Consider the following 19506-nt stretch of genomic DNA (forward strand, 5'->3'; position numbering starts at 1 on the left):
GCATAGCAGGTGGTTTATTGTTTCGCACATCTCCATTTCTCCGTTTGGAGAAACTTCGATGCACTCAACAGGCTAAAGCCCATAAAAAATTCCGCAAACCTTTCCCGGCTTGCGGAACCTTCCAAACATATTATAATTTTTCCACGCACCGGATCAGTGCATCCACATTTTCTTCCTTCGTCGCCCAGCCGGTACAGAATCGCACGCAACTGTGTGCGGCATCGATCCGCTGGTCATAGCTGTACTCGAACTGCTCTGCGATTTTTTCAAGATGAGCATCCGGTACAATGACGAAGATCTGATTCGTCCGGTTGGGTGCCAGATAAGTGTAGCCCTTTGCCGTAAATGCTTCCCGCAGCTTCTCCGCCATGGCAATGGCATGGGCGGAGATCTCCTGATAGAGACCATCCGTGAAAAGAGCGTCAAACTGCAGACCCAGCAGTCTTCCCTTGGCTAACATGCCGCCATTCTGCTTGATAATATACCTGAAATCCTGTGCAAGCTCCGGATTTTTGATCACTACTGCTTCTCCGAACAATGCTCCGACCTTGGTTCCACCAATATAAAACACATCACAAAGCGCCGCGATATCCGGCAATGTCAGATCGTTGTCCGGTGCTGCCAGTCCGTAGCCCAGTCTGGCGCCATCTAAGAACAGATACAGTCCGTATTTGTGACAGGTCTCGGACAGAGCGGTCAGCTCTGCTTTACTGTAAATGGTTCCCACCTCTGTGGGATTGGAAATGTACACCATTTTCGGCTGTACCATGTGTTCAAAGCTGTCGTTGTGAATATGGGCTTCGTAAGCCTCTGCTACCTGCGCTGCCGTGATCTTACCGTCGGGGCTGGGTAATCCCAGTACTTTATGTCCGCAGGCTTCCACCGCACCGGTCTCATGGACATTAATATGTCCCGTGACAGCGCAGAGCACACCCTGGTGCTTGCGAAGTGCCGCATTGATCACGGTGACATTGGTCTGGGTTCCACCTACCAGGAAATGTACTGCCAGGCTGTCATCCCCACAGACCTTACGGATCTTCTTGCGCGCCTCTTCACAGTATTTGTCCTCGCTGTAACCCGGTGTCTGCTCCATATTGGTCTGCACCAGACGCTCCAGCACCTTCGGATGCGCTCCCTCATTATAGTCACACTGGAATAAAATCTTATCGCTCATTTTTTTATCAACACCGCCGTGACAGTGTATTTCCTCCAACGTTATTCATATTTTAGCTTTTTCTATCTGCTAACTCTTTACATTTTTCGATTGTTTCTATCTTATTTGGTTCTTTGGACTTCCTGTTACTCAAATTCTGTCAATCTTTCGTTTCCAGTACCTTGACCAGATACTCCCACACTCTCTTCGTGGAAGATATGCTTAAGGTCTCCTCGGTAGTGTGAATGTCCTTCATATCCGGTCCCATGGACACACAGTCAAGGTCTGCGATCTTGCTGCCTAACAGTCCGCATTCCAGGCCTGCATGGATAGCCTCCACCCTGGGCTCAGTGCCGTACATTTCCGCATACAGCTTCACCATTTTTTCCCGCAACGGAGAATGCACACGGTACTTCCAGCCGGGATAATCTCCGGTCACCACGTAATCGCCACCGGTCAGTTCCACCAGTGCAGAAAGCTTTGCGATCAGGTTATCCTTCTCACTTTCCACGCTGCTTCTGACAGAATACTCTGCCCGCAAAACTTCCGCATCCGCTTTCAGAATACCCAGATTCAGAGAGGTCTGTACCAGCCCCGGCATATCTGCGCTCATGGCCTGTACACCGTTGGGAGTTGCCTGCAAAAAGGCTGCCACACGTTTTGTATCTTCCGGAGCAGCACAGGTGATTGTCTCGGCAGTGTCTATTAACTTTTTCGCGGTTACCTTTACGTCCGGATCCTTGGTAGCAAGCTCATCCCCCAGTTCTGCTGCCAAAGCTGCTACCTGCTGCTCTAAGCTTTCTGCATCTTTTTCCTCTACTACGACTACTGCTTTCGTCTGTCTGGGAATGGCGTTGTCTGCCAGTCCTCCGTCCGCAGATACCAGTCCTACGGGCATTTTCCCAGACAGTTTCCACAAAAGTCTTCCCAGGATACAATTGGAATTGCCTCTTTCCTTGTGGATCTCTCCGCCGGAATGTCCTCCTAAGAGGCCGAAGACTTCCAGCTCATAGCGCATACCGGTAAGCTCCTGTTTTTTCATCGGAAAACGGCAGTTCACTCTGGCACCGCCGGCACAGCTGGTCAGGAAAATGCCTTCATCCTCGGAATCCAGATTGATCATACGATGTCCCTGTAACATAGACAGGTCGATCTCTCTGGCTCCGTCCATACCGACTTCCTCATCCACCGTAATGATGACTTCCAAACGGGGATGCCTGATGTCCTCAGAATCCAATAATGCGAGTGCATAAGCCACAGCGATACCGTCATCGCCACCGAGGCTGGTGTCCTTCGCATAAACGCTGTCTCCGTCGATCCCTACTTTCAATCCTTCCGTCTTCATATCCATGGTGCATTCCGGTGTCTGCACCGCTACCATATCCATGTGTCCCTGCAGGATCACTACCGGCTCATTCTCGTATCCGGGAGTTGCCTCCTTGACCATAATGACATTTTTCATAGCATCCTGTATATAGAAAAGCTTATGTGCTTTCGCAAAATCTACCAGAAAATCACTGATCTGATCCACGTTTCCGGATCCGTGAGGGATCTTCGTGATCTCTTCAAAATAGTAAAACACTTTCTTCGGTTCTAAATTCGATAAAACAGCCATTTTCATTTCCTCATTTCTGTTCTTTGTTTGGATCCATTTTGCCTGCAGATCGTCCTATACAATCTCAAAGCTCGTAACGATCCGCACAATCCCAGTATAAATATTTGCTATTTTTCTGTCAAGAATAGAAAAAGGCCCACGGATTACGCATAATGATATTTTTTCCTCTTCGCAATCAAAAATCCGATGGTCACGAACAGCGCTAAAAATTCCGCAATCACGATGGACAACCATACGCCGGTAATGCCGATCATTCCCGGCAGGATCAACACGATAATGATCTGGAACACAAAGGTCCGCAGGAAAGAGATTGCCGCAGACACTGCTCCGTTATTCAGTGCCGTGAAGAAAGAAGATCCCCAGACATTCATGCCTCTCACCAGGAATGCGATAGCATAGATCCGAAATCCCCAAGTCGTCATCTCTAGCAATTCCTGGTCATAGCTTGCAAAGATCTTCACCAACGGCCCTGCCAGAATCTGGGAAGCCGTAAGTAATATCACACCGCAGGCCGAGATGATGACCAGACTTTTTCGGCACAGATTCTTCAATTCCGCATGATTGCCCGCACCGTAGTGGAAGCTTACGATAGGTGCAGATCCCAGGGAATAACCGAGATACAAGGTCATGAAGATAATATCCACATACATAATGATACCATATGCCGCCACGCCGTTTTCTCCGGCCGCTTCCATCAGCTGAAAGTTATAGAGCACACCGACAATGGACGTAGACAGATTCGTCACCAGTTCGGAAGAACCGTTCATGCAGGTCTGCCAGATGACTTTTCCGTGCCACCTTGTCTTTCCAAGTCGCAACAGACTACTGTTTTTTCCGGCAAAAAAGATGATTGGGATTACTCCGCCGACGACTTGTCCTGCCGCCGTTGCCAGCGCTGCTCCTGCCAGTCCCAGGGGGAATACCACAATTAAAACATAATCCAGCACCGCATTGATCAGGCCCGCCAGGACATTGATCTTCAGGCTGAGTGCCGGTTTCTCCGCTGCGATGAAGAAGCTCTGGAACAAATACTGCATGACAAATGCCGGTGTAGACAGAAACAGGATACGGGAATATAACACACAATCCGCCTCTAGATCACCGCTTGCTCCCAGTGTCAATGCTATCTGCGGTGCAAATGCATATCCGATCAGTCCCAGGACAACAGACACAGCCAGTGTCACGTATACGATCAGAGAAAAATATTCATTCGCCAGTTCCTTTTTCCCTTCTCCCAACGTCATGGATACCACGGCGCTTCCACCGGTCCCCGCCATGAAACCGATCGTTCCTACACCCATCAGCACCGGCATCACCAGATTCAGCGCTGCAAAAGGTGTTTTCCCCACAAAGTTAGACACAAAAAATCCGTCTACAATACTGTAGATTGAAGTACATAACAACATTAAAATGGATGGTGCCACGAAACGCAGCAATCGTTTATAGTCAAAATGATCCGATAATTGTATTTTCATAAAACTCCTCATTTCTGAGTGAAGAATATTTTTCACACTACTCTCTTTCTTTCTTGATATTTGTAACTTCCTCCCGAAATAATTCTGTCTGCCTTTTCATGATCTGCAGGAACTTTTCCATTTCCTGCTCTCCTAAGCTTTCCGTTGCCCGTACTTCAGCATCCATCAGGGGATCTACGATCTGTTCCACCAGCTTTTCTCCCTTTTCCGTCAGGTATATCTTCTTATTCTTGCGGTTGCCTTCTTCTGCACGAAGTGTGAGCAAGCCATCCTCTTCCATATGTTTCAAAGCGGAATTCACCGTCTGCGGCGTGTAAAACCAATAGTTGCAGATTTCTCTCTGTGTGAAAGTCTCTCCTTCCCTCTCCCTGATGCAATAGAGAATCCAGAACGCGGTTTCCGACAGGTTACAGTTCTTAGCATACACACGGTAAATATCATCCGATTCCTTCAATAACTGATTATATAGAGCCATTTGTTTCATGGCTTTTCTTCTCTGCTCTTCCATACGCTTCCAGTCTCCTTTCAAATACATTTTATCCGATATCGGATAATTTTGTATTATAATCCGAAATCGGATGATTGTCAACTCATAAAAAAGTGCACAGAAAGAACACATCCCATTGTGTCTTTCCATGCATCGTTGTATAATAACTTCAGCATCAGTTCCGGGAGGAGTGCGGTACGCCCGTATCGCCAGTGTCTAGGTTCACCTTATTGAATATCCCATAGAGCACTCGGCGGCTGATGCTATTCTGAAATATTCTGTATATCTTTTATATTTATTATGTTACCCCAAGACACTATTATTTTATATTTATACAAGGAGCGTTTATTATGAACAAACTTATTTATTCGGCACTTTTTCATAAGGCCGACGAAGGAGGCTTTTGGGTTTCGTTTCCTGATTTTCCAGAATGTCTGACACAGGGAGCGAGCCTGTGGAATGCCTACGAAATGGCACGTGATGCTGTCAAACTAGCTATAATATCGCGTTTGGAAAACGGTGAACCGTTGCCTGCATCCACCGATATACACATATTCACTTCAGATACTATCAGTTTATATGTAGATATTACTTGGGAATCTACATATTTTAAATCTGTATAACACATTTTGTTTCTATAAGCTCGCATTATTAACAGTTTGACTTTTGGTATCGCATGTGATACTATTTAAGTATAAAAAGAGGTTTTATGAGTACAATAGAAAAAAGATTAAAAAAATTCTACAGAAAGCCCATTCCAAACGATATTACATTTGATGATGTCAGGGTTCTTGCTTCTTATTTTGGATGTGAAATTGTAACCGGCGGTAATCACAGCCAAAAAGTTGTTCACAAGTCATCCGGTACCGTAATCCCGATTCCTATGCATGGAAACTGTATCGGCGAAGCATATGTGAAAGAACTCAAAAATCTTTTCGATCAGATTAAAGGAGAATAGGTATGAAATACGAATTTGAAGTCTATCAAATGAAAGTTGAAGATCACTTATTCTGGGTAGCTAAAAGTAAAATTTTAAAAGGTTGTGTTGGTCAAGGTGAAACAACCGCCGAAGCTGTCAATGAATTAGAAGGAAACGAATTTGAATGGTTGGAAACTGCCAAGCAATGTGGCATTCCTATTCCCGATATGCATGTAAGAACAGATTCACCGCAATACAGCGGGAAAGTTTCTCTACGTTTCTCTCCTTTCGTTCACGAACAAGCTTCTGACCTTGCAAAGAAACAGGGTATCAGTCTTAATCAGTATATTAACGATGCAATCGTATATTACAACAGCATGCTGAATGAAAGAAATACCAGTAATTCAAAAAGTACTAAAAGTATTGATAAAACATCTAATTCAATCATACAATTCGGTCAATCTTAATACTATTGCTTCAAAAGTATGATTTTAAAATTAGGACTAGAAAAAAAGAAGAACATAGGTTATAATATTCTAAGTTCTTTGCAGATATGGTTCATCGGTAGAACGCTAGCTTCCCAAGCTGGAAAGGCGGGTTCGACTCCCGTTATCTGCTTCGTTCATTTGCTTAAAAAGCGTGAAAGTCGGTATCCTATTGGCTTTCACGCTTTTTCAAATTACATATTTTCACAACAGTGTTGTTGCTTTCACTTATCCAGCACTCCCAACCACTTCAGAGCGTTCCAGATGCCGTCTTTATCGACATCCGTGGTGATATAATCTGCCGCTTCCAGCACCTGTTTGCTGGAATTACCCATAGCTATGCTGGTGTGAGCATACTTTAGCATCGGCAGGTCGTTATTGCTATCCCCAATGGCTACTGTATCTTCCATCGGAATATTCAGATATTCCGTAATATAACGGATCGCAGTTGCCTTGGAATAGCCTTTGGGAACAATCTCGTAAAACCCTTGTTCTCTGTCGATAAAATCCAGTATTTCCGACAGATCATGCTTCATTCCGACCATTCCCGCCGGAGTCTCTGCATATGCATATAATTTATCATAGTTGCCCGGTGCATTGGCATAGCGATCGTATTTTCGATTTTCAATTTCACGTGCCATATGGCGGAAAGTCTCGGTAAATACTTCTTCTCCTCTGGGAGCATAGTCTTCCCTGCTGCCTTCCAGGACAGCATCCACATGATATTTTTTCATAGCTGCCAGAATTGCCTTAGACTCCTCCATGGAAAATGTCTTGTGCATCAGCTGTTTTCCATGATATTGAATCTCCGTTCCGCAACCCAATAACAATCCGTCGAATTCCACCTGTCCGGTAAGATTTTCCCCTACCAGCCGTTTCGTACGCCCGGTGTTGATCATGCAGATATGACCGTTGGCTCTGGCGATGCGGATGGCTTCCTTCGTGCTCTCCGACATCAATTCACTTCCTCCGCATATTAAGGTTCCATCAATATCAAAAAATATTATCTTCATCTCAGGTTCTTAAGCTCCTCTACCAGATCCAGATCGGATTTTTGTACCTTCAGATTCGTGGACACGGGCTCTTCACCGGGTCTTGTGATCGTGATCTCGATAATGGTTCCTTCCGTGATCGCTCCACCCATAAAAAATCTGCTTACAAACGCTGCAAATTTGGGATGATTGCTCTCGAAGGTATTCTTTGCATTCATCAGTTTCATCATCATTCCGGGATTTATCATAATGGTCTCCTTCCAAATAGTTGCAAAAAGAAAGGCTGTCCGCACCATCCGAAGATAATGTGTCCAGCCTTAACAGTTGCTATTATTTACGCGATCTTGGACTTAGCCAGCTCTGCAAGGGTCTTGAAACCTTCTGCATCGTTAACTGCCAGGTCTGCCAGCATCTTTCTGTTCATATCAACGCCTGCAAGCTTCAGACCGTACATGAACTTGCTGTAAGATAAACCGTTCATTCTGGCTGCTGCATTGATACGAGCGATCCACAGCTGTCTGAACTGACGCTTTCTCTCTTTTCTACCTGCATAAGAGCTGGTCAGAGCTCTCATAACAGACTGCTTTGCTACTCTGTACTGCTTGCTTCTTGCGCCTCTGTAGCCCTTTGCAAGCTTTAATACTCTATTGTGTTTCTTCTTGGCATTTAAGCCACCTTTAATTCTTGCCATGTCTTATTTCCTCCTCGCCTGAATTATAAATAAGGTAAAATCTTCTTCATATTCTTAACATTAGTTGCATCCGTAATTGCAGGCTTTCTCAGATTACGTTTTCTCTTGGTAGACTTCTTGGTTAAGATATGGCTCTTGTAAGCTTTAGATCTCTTTAACTTACCGGTTCCTGTTGCTTTAAAGCGCTTAGCTGCTGCTCTGCTTGTCTTCATTTTGGGCATAACGAGTTCCTCCTAAACTTTACTTAATCTATCGTGTCGGAATCCGACACTTTTTAACTGTACGAATTAACGCTTCTCAGTTAAAAACATTGTCATGCTTCTGCCTTCTACCTTGGGAGCTTTTTCCACTACCGCAATATCGGACAGGCTCTGTGCGATATCATCTAAGATATGCTTGCTGTTGTTCATGTGTGCCATCTCTCTGCCGCGGAATCTCAGGGTGATCTTCACTCTGTCTCCCTTGGTCAGGAACTTTCTGGCTGCACCGATCTTGGTGTTCAGATCGTTGGTATCGATGTTGGGGGAAAGTCTGATCTCCTTGATATCGATGACCTTCTGCTTCTTCTTTGCTTCCTTCTCTTTTCTCACCTGCTCGTATTTGTACTTACCGTAATCCACGATCTTACAAACAGGAGGCTTTGCCGTAGGAGCAATCTTCACCAGGTCGAGTCCGGCTTCCTCTGCCATCTTCAGGGCATCTCTGGAAGAAACGATTCCGAGCTGTTCTCCGTCTTCTCCAATCAGTCGTACTTCTTTGTCTCTGATCTGTTCATTAATCATTAAATCGCTAATGGTTGTGTACCTCCATAAGAAAATGTGTTAAACAAAAAAAAAAGCAGATAGCATAACTATCCACCTGTTCCCTTCACGGACTGCCCTCATTCAAACAAATTCCAAACGAGTTCTCTGTCTATGAAAAAATCTGAACGCTTACCAGCCTGCGCCGTAAGGTGAGAGTGGATACTCTGCTTGTTGTGTCGTGTTCTTCACACGCTTAAATAGAATACCACGGAGTCTTCCGGATGTCAACCCCGTTTCTGATATTTTTTATCCCATTTTTTATTTTCTAGTTTTATCATGGAATCTATGTACCGGCGGTCTCCCGCCGAATCCGGTTACCTGCTTTATTATCCGCAGTTTCGGAACATTTGTCAAGCCGGAATACTGATTTACTTTTCCGAAAAAGTAGCGCAGGCGGTCTCTCTGCAGTCGCTGGCTCCGCAGCCCTTGATATCTACATGATCCGCCACACACTTATAATTACTGTTATAGATGCACTTTACCGCCTCACAGTCGATGCTGATGGTATGGCTTGGATGAGACAGGGAATTACTGAAAGATTCTCTTCCCTCTCTCTTCTGTGCAAAGCTTTCACAGCAGGTTCCGTCACAGTCGCAGGCATGCTTGCCTCCCACCATGATATCACCCTTGCTGCACAGACAATCCTTATTATAGGTACAATTTTCCACAACACATTTTAAATCTGCCATGTCTCCCTCGCCTTCTGCCGCTTTCTGCGGCGTCTCATCTTCTTTTTTGATTTTAAAATTTTAAAAGGGGACACGCGGCAAAAGAGCAGATGCAGTTCCGCCACGCGTCATGGATAGTCTGTGCAGATTTGAAAAACTTATGCCTTCTACTGGATTTTTTATGGAATGTGTGCTATATTTTCATTGTTAGTTTTGACTAACTATTTGTTTTTATTCATACACTTAATAATTAAAAAATTGTAACTATTCAGCCCCTTCACAAAAGCGCTCTTTCAGAGTTTCTGAATCGTTACAAAATATTTTTAACAGGAGGATTTCCAATGACATCCGAAGAATATAAAGCACTCTCCGTCAAAGAATTCACCGAGGCCGCCAAAGTCTACGACAGCGGTCACTCCGGCATTTATGAAATGTGTAAAGATGATTATCCTTATCTTTTGGAAGAACTGGAAAAAGAGCCCTTTGACTCTGTTCTGGACTGTGGCTGCGGCACCGGTCCCGTGATCGAACTGTTACATGAAAAATATCCCGACAAACATTACACCGGACTGGATCTGACCCCGGAAATGATCCGCGTAGCCCAGGCCAAGAACCTGTCGAATACCAACTTCGTCGTGGGAGACTGCGAGAACATTCCATTCCCTGAGGACACCTTCGATGCAATCATCTCTTCCAACAGCTTCCATCACTATCCGAATCCTCAGGACTTTTTCAATAACGCCTACAGGGTTCTGAAAAAGAACGGCCGTCTGATCCTGCGGGACTACACCACGAAATCCAAAGTGCTTCTGTGGCTGTGCAATCATATCGAGATGCCGTTGGCACATCTGTGCGGTCATGGAGATGTCAGACTGTATTCCGGTGCAGAATTTCGGAAGTTTGCGGAAACTGCCGGTTTTGAAGTGGTTTCTTTCGAGGCACAGGCAAAAATGCGTGCCCAGCTCGTTGCTCGTAAAAACTAATATCGAAATACTGTTTCTTGTCATACCATTCAAAAAATCGCCGTCTCCCTTTTTATTTTTATAAGGAAACGGCGATTTTCATATTTTCCTACTTGATTTTATTCGGCAATCAGCTTACTTGCTCAGCTTCTTGGTTGCGATCTCATCCTTTAACATAGCCAGGAATTCATCCTTGGATACCGTAGTGGTGTTCTGCTGTCCATGCAGACGATAGCTTACGGTGCCGTCCTGTGCTTCCTGTTTTCCTAAGATGATCAGGTAAGGGATCTTCTTCACCTGTGCTTCTCTTACACGGTAACCCAGCTTCTCTGCTCTCTCATCGATGTCCGCTCTGATGTTATTATCCAGCAGATAACTGTACAGATCATGTGCATAGGCATTCAGCTCCTCGTCGTCGTTCTTGACCGGCAGGATCATTGCCTGTACGGGAGCCAGCCACAGAGGCAGGTTGCCCTTGGTCTCCTCCAGGATATAAGCCATGAATCTGTCCAGGGATCCTAAGATTGCTCTGTGCAGGACCACGGGAGTCTTCTTCTGTCCATCCTTGTCCACATAGGTCAGGTTGAACTTGGCGGGCAGGCAGAAATCCAGCTGGCAGGTAGACAGGGTGTACTCGTTACCTACCGCAGGCTTTACATTAACATCCAGCTTCGGTCCGTAGAATGCAGCCTCCCCGATCTCCTCGGTGTACTCAATGCCCAGGTCGTTCAGAACCTTGCGCAGAGCGTCCTCTGCATTGTTCCACATTTCGTCGTCATCATGATATTTTACTTTGTCCTCCGGATCTCTCAGGGACAGGACACATCTGTAATCGGTAATACCGAAATCCTTGTAGGTATCAAAGATCAGGTCTACTACCTTGGAGAACTCGGACTCGATCTGCTCCGGTGTTACGAACAGATGGGCGTCGTTCTGGCAGAAATGTCTGCCTCTCTCGATACCCTTCAGGGTACCACTGGATTCAAAACGGAAGTCATGCGCGATCTCACCGATACGGATGGGCAGATCCTTGTAAGAATGCTGCGTGTTAGCGTAGATCATCATGTGGTGAGGGCAGTTCATGGGACGCAGTACGAAGGACTCGCCTTCCACTTCCATGGGAGGGAACATGTTCTCCTTGTAGTGATCCCAGTGACCGGAGGTCTTGTACAGATTTACAGTACCTACACAGGGAGTCATAACGTGCAGATATCCCAGTCTTCTCTCTTTATCCTTAATATAATTCTCCAGCTCCTGCCATACGGTGTAGCCCTTAGGAAGGAACATGGGAAGTCCGCGGCCTACCAGATCATCGGACATGAACAGTTCCATCTCCTTACCGATCTTTCTGTGGTCACGCTCTTTGGCCTCTTCTAACTCCTTCAGATGTGCTTCCAGTTCTTCTGCGGTAGGGAAGCAGACACCGTAGATACGCTGCATTACGTGGTTGCTGGCATCACCCTTCCAGTATACTCCGGAGTGTTTTACCAGCTTGAAGTTCTTACACAGCTTGGTGTTGTCTACATGAGGTCCACGGCACAGATCGGTGAAATCTCCCTGATCGTATACAGTAATGTTGCCGTCTTCCAGATTGCTGATCAGATCCAGCTTGTACATATCGTCCTTGAACATTTCCATAGCTTCTGCCTTGGATACTTCTCTTCTGTAGATCTTCTTGCCTTCCTTACAGATCTTCTTCATCTCTTTTTCGATGGCAGCGATCACTTCATCGTTGACTACATCGTTGCCGAGATCGATATCATAATAGAATCCTTCTTTTACCACAGGTCCTACCCAGAATTTTGCATGAGGGTACAGATGCTTTACTGCCTGTGCCATAACATGTGCGCAGGAATGATTGAGCGTTGAAAGTCTTTCGTCTTCCTTAAAATTTACCATTTTCATTCTCCTTTTTGTTGTTTTCTAAACTATTCAGCACCAAAAAAGTCCCTTGCAACAATCTGCAAGGGACGTATCACACGCGGTTCCACCCTGATTGCAATTATTTTATTAAAAATAACTGCCACTCATTTGCTCGTAACGGGAGCTGCCGGGCTGTATTAAAGCCACTCGGAGATGGTCTTCGTCCGCATCCGGCAAAACCGCTCACAGCTCCTGTTCCTAATAACAGGGCGGTTCTCTCTGGTGCCTTTCTATGCTTCCTACTCTTCTCTTCAACGTTTTCTGATCTTAAAATCTGTTGCTTTAGGACTTATGTTGATATCATAGTCCTTTTCACACGGATTGTAAAGAGGTATTTATATAGCTTTCCACATTTTCTCTGGACATATCTAAAGCTACGGCCAATTCCCCATACAGATGATCCTCTGCAATACGAAAATATCTGGCATCCACTGCTGTCTCCTTGCGTCCCGCTTCCTCTCTGGCACGTTTCCGCAGGTAGATCGTCTTGATGATCCGGATCAGATCCTGGCAGCTGCTGGTCTTTAAGCAATTCTTGTATTCCTGCTCTAACAGCTTATCATTGGCAATGGTGATCAGCGGGATCTCCGGGATCCTGTGGATCAGATTCTCCGCTTCCTCGTGCGCAAGCACCTTACGCATGGAACCTTCCGCCGTATCCACCGGAATATATACCGTGCTGGAGGACAGATACAAAGGTTTTAAAATATAATACTCTCTCTTCTTATCCACTCCCGCAATGTCTAATGTTGTGATCTCTTCCACCACACAGACTCCCTTACTGCCACATACTACACGTTCGCCCTTCTGAAACACCTTAACCTTCCTTTCCTCTGCCGATTGCAGAAAAATGCAAAACACAATTTCCGTTTACTACCAATAGTATATCCTTATTTTAACAGAAAAAACGCCGAAATGTCAGTATCTTTCGGCGTTTCTGATTATTTTCGTGAATATTGCTCATAAGAAATCGGTCAGGTGTTGTGCATTATTTCTGATAGGCGATGCGTGGATCTCCGTTTTTTAAGTAAATAATGCCTCTGCGTTCAAAGCCGTTCTTCTCCAATAAGTGCTGCATGGTGTGATTATCGAAATGGGTGTCGGCCCGCAGATATTTCACTTTGCTCTCACAAAAAGCAACACATTTTGTAAACAGGCCCCTTACTTCCCCGTCTCCTGCCAGGCGATGGATCGTGCCGTAAGGAGTCTCCTTCCGCCAGCTTCCATCCTCGATATAAGCATAGGTCGGTTCCTCCTCCAGCAAAAGCATGAATACCCCGTGGATGCTTCCGGCCTTTTTATACACGTACAGCCGCTGTTTCTCTATATCTGTCCGCAGCGTCTCCGAATCCGGATAGGCTCCGTTCCACTGGTTCGGATTGCCGTTTGCCCGCATGTAAGCTTTGGCGATGTCATAGATCTCCAGGATTCTGGGCAGGTCTGCCTCTGTTGCCGTTACAATCTCCTCTGCCTCATCGTTCTCTTTTCCCCCTTCGCCTTCCGCCACTTCCGCTTCCGGGGCTTCCAGAATCTCCCGCACGGCCGTTTCCATCCGCTCCGCCAACTGTCTGTGCCCCTTGGCTGTCAAATGTACGTGATCTGCCTTCGTCAGTTCACAGCCTCCCGCATCCAGAAAATCCACCTGCTCTGCCACCGCCAGCAAAGCATATTCTCTTGCCAGTGCTCTCGTTGTCTCCACACTGTTTTCATTAAAATCAGGATAAATCACACCCTCTTCGATGGGAACCGGTGCCACGATCAGGATCTTCGGTCCATTCTTTCCCCAGCAGGGAACCGATTTCGCCTCTTCCAAGAGGATCTGCATGCCCTTTGCAATCTTCCGCGCATCCGTATTGAATTTCACCTTGGAATCATTGGTACCTAACATCAGTATCAGCAGGTCTAACGGCTCGTGGCTGTTCAACAGGGCATGCAATACCGGCAGCAGATTCACGGAATCCATGTCCGGATCATCATACACACAGGTTCTGCCGCTTAAGCCTTCCTCAATGACCAGATATTCCTCTCCCAGTGCTTTCTGTAACAGACAAGTCCAACGTTCCTCTTCATTATATCTGCTGCCGTGGTCGGCACTCTCCGACGGATCGGTGCAGAGCCCATGGGTATTGGAATCTCCGATGCACAAAATATGTTTTTTCACTGTTTAACTCTCCGTTTTCTATTTCAGTCTGTAACTATCCAGGATCCCCAGACCCTTTTCCGACTCTTGCTCATAGAGCTCCAGCCTTCGGTTTCATCGACATATTCACGTATTGCTTCTGCTACGGTCATTTGTTTTTCTCTCCTTCTGCTGTTCCTTTGTTCATATTTGCTGCTTCTCTTTATTGTATCATGATTCGCACCTAGGGTGCTTACCGTTGCTTCGCAACGATCATGATCAAATTCGCCGTTCGCCAATTATGCAAGCATATTGGCTCACTTGCGCTCATTATATCATAAAGCTCACGAATTCGTGCTATCGTACTTTACATCCTGCTTCGCAGGATATTCGTTCGCTAATGAGCCCAGAAAAACAAATGTCTGTTTTGCAGCCACTTGTTTTTCCTTGAGGCTCATTATATCATAAAAGACGAACCCTGGCACCGCCAAAGTCCGCCCTTCATCATTTTCTTCTCTTATTCCTCATTCAACTTAGCTGTATAACTTATGATAATTCCCGTTTCTACCTTTCGCATTTTCTGGAAGAGTAAAAAATTTATCTCTTAAGTTAGTGTCATTTTAGAATCAAAACAGACTCTTAATAGTTCAAATACTAAAAAGGAAATCGGAATTATCAACAAATCAGGTTCATGAAATGTGACAAGGATAGAAAACCTTTCAGCTATATTTTCAAGTACCTGTGTTCCCGCAAGTGCGCCGGTACCACTGATATAGAAATAAATATCTTTCATGGATATAACGGAGGCAATACGATCCAGGAATCTGGTATAAGACATTCCCAATACTACACCCACTATTAATATTGTCTGAAGCATTATTTTTCTCCAATTTCCTTGTATCGTTTCCTTAATCTTTTTCAACTGTCCCACACGAAAGTCTTTCCCATGAGCTAACATACATAACACAACTGCTGTCAATGCAGCAAACAACAGTCCTGTGTTTCCCGGAATCTGAAAGAACCGGCTCTCCGGCATAGTGATCCAACTCCATTGTTGCTCATATAAATCACTTTCCGTTTGATGTGCCATGAAAATCCAAAACTCTATCATTTTGCCAAACTCAGTTAACAAAAAATATCCTAAAATCACAGGCACACATTTAACAGCTTCCTTGATTTTCATCATAGAATTCTCCTTCTAATTTCGTAGACTTTTGTTGCTCTTTCGTTCTTTTTTATAATAACTTATTTTTTTATTGTTATCATAATTTGTCCACAAAAAGCAGAAATCTGACTACCAATTATAGCACGTCCATCAATATTTTAATGCTTACCTGCATATCAACCCTGATTGACAATTCTCCTTGATATTTTTCCACGATTTGTTCAATAATCTTCATTCCCCAGCCATGCGCTAACGAATCCTGCTCTCTCTCAGATACAAAATGATTATTTTTAACCACTGGTTTTTCCTTATAGTCATTCTGCATTTCAATCACAAGAAATCCTGCTGTTATTGCAATATTCAATCTGATTTGTTCTTTTGCTGCTTCCAATGCATTGCTCAATAAATTAGCAAATAATACACAAAATTCTCTATCCTCCAGTTTTAGCTCTGACGGAAGAATCGGTGTTTCGACCACCAAAAGAATATTGCGCTGTTCTGCTTTCTCTTTTGCTTCATAAATTACAGTATCTACAATATCTACGCCTGTATGTACCGGAATCATTTTACACTGCAGCGGTTGCTGCACGCTCTCTATATATGCTAAGGCTTCTCTCTGATCACCATTTTGCAGAAGTCTCTCCAGCGCTCGCAGATGATGTTTGATATCATGATACAGTTTCGCATTTTCTGTATAGAAATTCTGTGCTCTGACATACTGGCTCTCAATCAGCTCATATTGTGTATCTAATACAGAGATTTGCATCTTCAGTTGCGATTGGCGGAAGTAAAAACATACCATAAGAAGCAGACTCATCAGGCAGGACAGGAAAACATAATTCTGAATTGCATTTCCATAAATCATATCCATAAAAAAATCACACAGAAATGCTGTACTGAAGAAAGCAATGCCAAATGTTTTCAACAGATTCAACGCTGTAAAAGTTTTTCCTATTCCTTTATGTCTTATAGCAGATATCAATATACCATTTAAGATCAGCCATCCTGCCTGTGCGCAAAATTCCGCATTTGTCCAGAAATGTTCCACCAGGCCCAGTAAAACGGTCCAGATAAAAACATAACTGACTACAAGGGATGCCACTTTTTCCACAGAGCCATTCCATAACAGGTATCCCAAAATAGTAAGAAGTAGCAGTAACGGAATCCACGACAAATACTTTTGCAGACCATACCATAGCATTCCCGATAAAAAAATTGTTACAATAAATTTTTTATCTGAATCTATGTATTTTCTCCGATCAAAAAGCATATCCATCCATATCAGAAGCCATGCCGAATTGTGTATGCTCCACAGAATTTTAATCATTTGTACTCCATTTTCCATTATCCGTACCTGCCTGCCAATATTCCATTATCTGATGTTTTAATTGCGCCAGCCGTCGTTCTCCGATGTACAATTGCTGCCCCGTAGATAAAACCATCTGGTTATCTTTGATCTGTTTCACATGATATAAATTACACAAATATCCCCGATCCACCCATACAAATTCATCTTCCGGTAATTTCTCCGATATCTTTTTTAAGGAGCTTCTTACCTTACACCTGGTAGCATCCGTCTTTTCAATATATAAATACTTGCCTTCTCTCCAAATATATACAATTTTTCTAAATGGGATTTTTTCTATGCCCTGTTGGTTTTCTGCAATATAAACCTCTGAGGTACGTGATACAATTTCCCTGAATGCTGCCTCCAGTGCCTGTGTGATCATGCTTTCCATTTGTTGCTTCGGAATAAAACGAAATGGTCGGAATTCAAATGATTTATACACATAACTCTCGTAAGCTGACACAAAGATGATCAGAATATCCGGTGCTGTTTCCTGAATTTTAGCTGCCAGTTCAAAGCCATTTAATTCCTGCATTTCGATATCCAAAAACAACAGATCAAACGCTTGACCATCCTCAATTTCATACCACAATGCCTTACTGCTCTGATATACATTACATTCATAAGGAATGCTTTTTGTCATGAAATAATCTTTTATATGTTTTTCTATGAACGCCGCATCTTCTACCGTATCATCACATATTGCAGCTTTCATTTTCCATGCTGTATACTTTCCCATCATTTCCCCCCTCCTTTATAGTATAATTATGCCATAACTATGTCCTTTTTCAAATTATTTTGTAACTATTCAGAACAAAGCCTCGCAGAGGCGGTTTTGCGAATGGTGTTCTGAATAGTTACATTATTTTTATTCATTAAAAGTATACATAAAGAAACGGTCTTTTGACTTATGCCAAAGACCGTTTCAGAATGTAGACAAAGCTGCTGATATATGAGGAGTCGCCTCTTTCGGACAGCAGCAACCGCCGGATTCTTTTTTTCAAAATGTCACCTCCTGAACAGCACAAAGCTGACCTATGTAAGTGTCAGCTTTGCGTAATAAAAACGCAGGAGAAGCCGGGGGGTGCTTCGTTCCTGCGTTTCTGGTATGTATGAATTTTCACGATACCCATTTTAACATAGGGGATTTACCGTGTAAATCGCAAAGCTGTGCCAAGTTGGGAAAGTTTTGTGCCAATTTTGTGCAAAGGGAATATAGGCTATGTTAGAAGGTGTTGCTTTGATATAATAAGTTAAATATTAATTTGAAAAAGAGCGTATTTATGCGATTTTTGCGGAACTCTACGATTCATCGGTTGATAAAATGAGGAAATATAATAAAATCTAATTACGCTGAAAGAGGAGGAAAGTATGGACAGCAAGAAGTTTGGAGAATTTATAGCAACAATTAGGAAAGAGAAGGGGTGGACGCAGGCAGAACTGGCAGAGAAAATAAGTGTAACAGATAAAGCGGTTTCACGGTGGGAACGGGGATTGGGTTTTCCGGATATTAACACCATAAAACCGTTGGCCGATGTATTGGAGGTTAGTGTATTAGAAATAATGCAGTCAGAAAGAGAACCCAAAGAAGAAATATCAGCGGATAAAGCTACGGAGGTATTGGACAATGTTATTAGTCTGGTAGTTCATCAACGACAAATTGAGAGAAGAAATATTATTATTAGCGTTGTATCCGTTACATCCGTTGTATTGCTGATTTTTTTAATTGATCTAATGCAGTGGGAGGCATTTGTTTTTGTATGTATGCCTTTTATATTTTTGGGAATTGGAATTGTACTGATTGCTCTTTCCATTCATAGGCGCAGGATGAAATTAAGCTATTATGTTACGCTAATATTAGGAATATTTGCATTGCTATTTCCAGTCGTAATCTGTCTGTTATTGCTTTTTGCGTTTGCGCTTGGAGGACCTATAGCGAATTGAGGAAAGGAGGATTGGAGTGGATAGGGTATTATTTACAGTGGTAGCATATTTGCCTGTCATATCGGGAGCATTAGGAATAGGGTTTTTAAGTGCTTATTTATACAACAGAGTCATTAGGAAAAGTTCATACCCAATTTCTTAATTATCGGATGTGTAGGCATAGGAAATTTTCTTCTTGTTGTCTGTGCTTTTTTTCTTGCGGGTCTGTTGGGATTAGGACCAGTGCCTAACTAATATAACAGCGCAGATTGTGTTTCAGAATAAAAGGAGGATAATGATAGTGAAAAAAATAAAAGTGTGTAGCATTATACTCACTGTGCTGAGTGTGATTGGCATCTGTTTATCAATCATAAAACTGATAGCGCAATATAATGGATTTGCCATTCTGAAGCATTCAGGAGGAGCAAACGGTTGGTTCGTGGCAGTTAAGGCAAGTGATAGTTTCTTGATTTATATAGTAACTTTTGTACTTGCATTGTTCAGCGTAGCGCTATGGCTGTTATACAAGAAAAAAAAGGATCAACAGAGAGAATCGTAGAAAATTGTATGATAGTTGCTATGTTTGTGTAAAGGGTGTCATGTAAGGAAATGTTTCTTTCCTCCATAACGCTACTTCCATTTTGAGAGGGCTACCCATAATTATAGGTAGCCCTCTTCAGACTGTAGACAAAGCTCCTTCCTGTGAGGGAGCTTTTCTTGTGCCATGACTGCAAAAATTATGTACTTACAAGCATATAAGAAGTGGTGAAAAAGCCGT

At 43.7% G+C, this 19506-nt stretch carries 22 protein-coding genes and 1 tRNA gene; 7 read left to right on the forward strand and 16 right to left on the reverse strand.

Annotated elements, in window-relative coordinates; translation table 11 throughout:
- Positions 1-130 precede the first annotated feature (130 nt).
- The 4 genes from ACTRDR_RS13485 to ACTRDR_RS13500 all read right to left on the reverse strand — a co-directional run bounded on the left by ACTRDR_RS13485 (position 131) and on the right by ACTRDR_RS13500 (position 4751).
- Positions 131-1174, reverse strand: a complete 1044-nt coding sequence (locus tag ACTRDR_RS13485; protein ID WP_440528093.1) for a threonine aldolase family protein — start codon at positions 1172-1174, stop codon at positions 131-133.
- A gap of 139 nt (positions 1175-1313) precedes the next feature.
- The gene (locus ACTRDR_RS13490) at positions 1314-2768 is read right to left on the reverse strand and encodes an aminoacyl-histidine dipeptidase (protein ID WP_440528094.1); all 1455 of its coding nucleotides are present in this window, start codon (positions 2766-2768) and stop codon (positions 1314-1316) included.
- 143 nt (positions 2769-2911) lie between these two features.
- Positions 2912-4243 carry an MATE family efflux transporter gene (locus ACTRDR_RS13495; RefSeq protein ID WP_440528095.1) on the reverse strand — a complete coding sequence of 444 codons (1332 nt, stop codon included), beginning with the start codon at positions 4241-4243 and terminating at the stop codon, positions 2912-2914.
- A 37-nt stretch (positions 4244-4280) separates the two neighbouring features.
- The gene (locus ACTRDR_RS13500; RefSeq protein WP_440528097.1) at positions 4281-4751 is read right to left on the reverse strand and encodes a MarR family winged helix-turn-helix transcriptional regulator; all 471 of its coding nucleotides are present in this window, start codon (positions 4749-4751) and stop codon (positions 4281-4283) included.
- A 329-nt stretch (positions 4752-5080) separates the two neighbouring features.
- Between ACTRDR_RS13500 and ACTRDR_RS13505 the strand changes: the two genes are divergently transcribed.
- The 4 genes from ACTRDR_RS13505 (at position 5081) to ACTRDR_RS13520 (ending at position 6267) form a co-directional block, all read left to right on the forward strand.
- Complete coding sequence (locus tag ACTRDR_RS13505; RefSeq protein WP_176862930.1) at positions 5081-5353, forward strand: type II toxin-antitoxin system HicB family antitoxin; 273 nt, start codon at positions 5081-5083, stop codon at positions 5351-5353.
- Positions 5354-5439: 86 nt separating this feature from the next.
- Complete coding sequence (locus ACTRDR_RS13510) at positions 5440-5688, forward strand: hypothetical protein (protein WP_176862932.1); 249 nt, start codon at positions 5440-5442, stop codon at positions 5686-5688.
- 2 nt (positions 5689-5690) lie between these two features.
- Positions 5691-6116 (forward strand): toxin-antitoxin system HicB family antitoxin, encoded by a 426-nt coding sequence (locus ACTRDR_RS13515; protein WP_176862935.1) that lies wholly within the window; start codon positions 5691-5693, stop codon positions 6114-6116.
- An 80-nt stretch (positions 6117-6196) separates the two neighbouring features.
- A tRNA-Gly gene (locus ACTRDR_RS13520) sits at positions 6197-6267 on the forward strand.
- A gap of 91 nt (positions 6268-6358) precedes the next feature.
- On the opposite strand, the gene ACTRDR_RS13525 is transcribed toward ACTRDR_RS13520, so the two are convergent.
- The 6 genes from ACTRDR_RS13525 to ACTRDR_RS13550 all read right to left on the reverse strand — a co-directional run bounded on the left by ACTRDR_RS13525 (position 6359) and on the right by ACTRDR_RS13550 (position 9309).
- The gene (locus ACTRDR_RS13525; RefSeq protein WP_440528099.1) at positions 6359-7147 is read right to left on the reverse strand and encodes an HAD family hydrolase; all 789 of its coding nucleotides are present in this window, start codon (positions 7145-7147) and stop codon (positions 6359-6361) included.
- Positions 7144-7374, reverse strand: a complete 231-nt coding sequence (locus ACTRDR_RS13530) for a hypothetical protein (protein ID WP_022153563.1) — start codon at positions 7372-7374, stop codon at positions 7144-7146. The genes ACTRDR_RS13525 and ACTRDR_RS13530 overlap by 4 nt, the downstream gene beginning before the upstream one ends.
- Positions 7375-7460: 86 nt before the next feature.
- Entirely contained in the window at positions 7461-7817 is a 357-nt protein-coding gene (rplT, locus tag ACTRDR_RS13535; RefSeq protein WP_022153562.1) for a 50S ribosomal protein L20, read from the reverse strand.
- A 23-nt stretch (positions 7818-7840) separates the two neighbouring features.
- Positions 7841-8038: a 50S ribosomal protein L35 gene (rpmI, locus tag ACTRDR_RS13540; protein WP_022153561.1), complete on the reverse strand. Its 198-nt coding sequence runs from the start codon at positions 8036-8038 to the stop codon at positions 7841-7843.
- Between the two features lie 66 nt (positions 8039-8104).
- Positions 8105-8599: a translation initiation factor IF-3 gene (gene infC, locus ACTRDR_RS13545; protein ID WP_022153560.1), complete on the reverse strand. Its 495-nt coding sequence runs from the start codon at positions 8597-8599 to the stop codon at positions 8105-8107.
- A 389-nt stretch (positions 8600-8988) separates the two neighbouring features.
- On the reverse strand, positions 8989-9309 hold the full coding sequence (locus tag ACTRDR_RS13550; RefSeq protein WP_176862940.1) for a DUF1540 domain-containing protein: 321 nt from the start codon (positions 9307-9309) through the stop codon (positions 8989-8991).
- Positions 9310-9629: 320 nt separating this feature from the next.
- On the opposite strand from ACTRDR_RS13550, the gene ACTRDR_RS13555 reads away from it, so the two are divergent.
- Complete coding sequence (locus tag ACTRDR_RS13555) at positions 9630-10271, forward strand: class I SAM-dependent methyltransferase (RefSeq protein WP_440528100.1); 642 nt, start codon at positions 9630-9632, stop codon at positions 10269-10271.
- A 114-nt stretch (positions 10272-10385) separates the two neighbouring features.
- Here the strand turns inward: ACTRDR_RS13555 and thrS are convergent, their stop codons facing one another.
- From thrS to ACTRDR_RS13585, 6 genes are all read right to left on the reverse strand, one after another.
- Positions 10386-12149, reverse strand: a complete 1764-nt coding sequence (gene thrS / locus ACTRDR_RS13560; RefSeq protein ID WP_440528102.1) for a threonine--tRNA ligase — start codon at positions 12147-12149, stop codon at positions 10386-10388.
- Between the two features lie 336 nt (positions 12150-12485).
- Positions 12486-12989, reverse strand: a complete 504-nt coding sequence (locus ACTRDR_RS13565) for a CarD family transcriptional regulator (protein ID WP_176862946.1) — start codon at positions 12987-12989, stop codon at positions 12486-12488.
- Positions 12990-13161: 172 nt separating this feature from the next.
- On the reverse strand, positions 13162-14334 hold the full coding sequence (locus tag ACTRDR_RS13570; protein WP_440528103.1) for a GDSL-type esterase/lipase family protein: 1173 nt from the start codon (positions 14332-14334) through the stop codon (positions 13162-13164).
- Positions 14335-14896: 562 nt separating this feature from the next.
- Positions 14897-15478: a hypothetical protein gene (locus tag ACTRDR_RS13575; protein WP_440528105.1), complete on the reverse strand. Its 582-nt coding sequence runs from the start codon at positions 15476-15478 to the stop codon at positions 14897-14899.
- 115 nt (positions 15479-15593) lie between these two features.
- The gene (locus ACTRDR_RS13580) at positions 15594-16802 is read right to left on the reverse strand and encodes a sensor histidine kinase (protein WP_440528106.1); all 1209 of its coding nucleotides are present in this window, start codon (positions 16800-16802) and stop codon (positions 15594-15596) included.
- Positions 16777-17547: a LytR/AlgR family response regulator transcription factor gene (locus ACTRDR_RS13585; protein ID WP_440528107.1), complete on the reverse strand. Its 771-nt coding sequence runs from the start codon at positions 17545-17547 to the stop codon at positions 16777-16779. The genes ACTRDR_RS13580 and ACTRDR_RS13585 overlap by 26 nt, the downstream gene beginning before the upstream one ends.
- A gap of 629 nt (positions 17548-18176) precedes the next feature.
- On the opposite strand from ACTRDR_RS13585, the gene ACTRDR_RS13590 reads away from it, so the two are divergent.
- The gene (locus ACTRDR_RS13590; RefSeq protein ID WP_118545984.1) at positions 18177-18749 is read left to right on the forward strand and encodes a helix-turn-helix domain-containing protein; all 573 of its coding nucleotides are present in this window, start codon (positions 18177-18179) and stop codon (positions 18747-18749) included.
- A 280-nt stretch (positions 18750-19029) separates the two neighbouring features.
- Positions 19030-19287 (forward strand): hypothetical protein, encoded by a 258-nt coding sequence (locus ACTRDR_RS13595; protein ID WP_022153800.1) that lies wholly within the window; start codon positions 19030-19032, stop codon positions 19285-19287.
- Positions 19288-19506: the final 219 nt, after the last annotated feature.

The sequence above is a fragment of the Simiaoa sp. genome, assembly GCF_051972595.1.
GTDB lineage: Bacteria > Bacillota > Clostridia > Lachnospirales > Lachnospiraceae > Acetatifactor > Acetatifactor hominis.

What these genes read in the sequence shown, in the direction of transcription:
- ACTRDR_RS13495 (WP_440528095.1), bottom strand. Translation starts at nt 4,243, where the DNA reads ATGAAAATACAATTATCGGATCATTTTGACTATAAACGATTGCTGCGT.
- ACTRDR_RS13550 (WP_176862940.1), bottom strand. Translation starts at nt 9,309, where the DNA reads ATGGCAGATTTAAAATGTGTTGTGGAAAATTGTACCTATAATAAGGAT.
- ACTRDR_RS13555 (WP_440528100.1), top strand. Translation starts at nt 9,630, where the DNA reads ATGACATCCGAAGAATATAAAGCACTCTCCGTCAAAGAATTCACCGAG.
- ACTRDR_RS13530 (WP_022153563.1), bottom strand. Translation starts at nt 7,374, where the DNA reads ATGATAAATCCCGGAATGATGATGAAACTGATGAATGCAAAGAATACC.
- ACTRDR_RS13490 (WP_440528094.1), bottom strand. Translation starts at nt 2,768, where the DNA reads ATGGCTGTTTTATCGAATTTAGAACCGAAGAAAGTGTTTTACTATTTT.
- ACTRDR_RS13590 (WP_118545984.1), top strand. Translation starts at nt 18,177, where the DNA reads ATGGACAGCAAGAAGTTTGGAGAATTTATAGCAACAATTAGGAAAGAG.
- ACTRDR_RS13525 (WP_440528099.1), bottom strand. Translation starts at nt 7,147, where the DNA reads ATGAAGATAATATTTTTTGATATTGATGGAACCTTAATATGCGGAGGA.
- ACTRDR_RS13585 (WP_440528107.1), bottom strand. Translation starts at nt 17,547, where the DNA reads ATGATGGGAAAGTATACAGCATGGAAAATGAAAGCTGCAATATGTGAT.
- ACTRDR_RS13580 (WP_440528106.1), bottom strand. Translation starts at nt 16,802, where the DNA reads ATGGAAAATGGAGTACAAATGATTAAAATTCTGTGGAGCATACACAAT.
- ACTRDR_RS13510 (WP_176862932.1), top strand. Translation starts at nt 5,440, where the DNA reads ATGAGTACAATAGAAAAAAGATTAAAAAAATTCTACAGAAAGCCCATT.
- rpmI (WP_022153561.1), bottom strand. Translation starts at nt 8,038, where the DNA reads ATGCCCAAAATGAAGACAAGCAGAGCAGCAGCTAAGCGCTTTAAAGCA.
- infC (WP_022153560.1), bottom strand. Translation starts at nt 8,599, where the DNA reads ATGATTAATGAACAGATCAGAGACAAAGAAGTACGACTGATTGGAGAA.
- ACTRDR_RS13515 (WP_176862935.1), top strand. Translation starts at nt 5,691, where the DNA reads ATGAAATACGAATTTGAAGTCTATCAAATGAAAGTTGAAGATCACTTA.
- thrS (WP_440528102.1), bottom strand. Translation starts at nt 12,149, where the DNA reads ATGGTAAATTTTAAGGAAGACGAAAGACTTTCAACGCTCAATCATTCC.
- ACTRDR_RS13485 (WP_440528093.1), bottom strand. Translation starts at nt 1,174, where the DNA reads ATGAGCGATAAGATTTTATTCCAGTGTGACTATAATGAGGGAGCGCAT.
- rplT (WP_022153562.1), bottom strand. Translation starts at nt 7,817, where the DNA reads ATGGCAAGAATTAAAGGTGGCTTAAATGCCAAGAAGAAACACAATAGA.
- ACTRDR_RS13505 (WP_176862930.1), top strand. Translation starts at nt 5,081, where the DNA reads ATGAACAAACTTATTTATTCGGCACTTTTTCATAAGGCCGACGAAGGA.
- ACTRDR_RS13575 (WP_440528105.1), bottom strand. Translation starts at nt 15,478, where the DNA reads ATGATGAAAATCAAGGAAGCTGTTAAATGTGTGCCTGTGATTTTAGGA.
- ACTRDR_RS13500 (WP_440528097.1), bottom strand. Translation starts at nt 4,751, where the DNA reads ATGGAAGAGCAGAGAAGAAAAGCCATGAAACAAATGGCTCTATATAAT.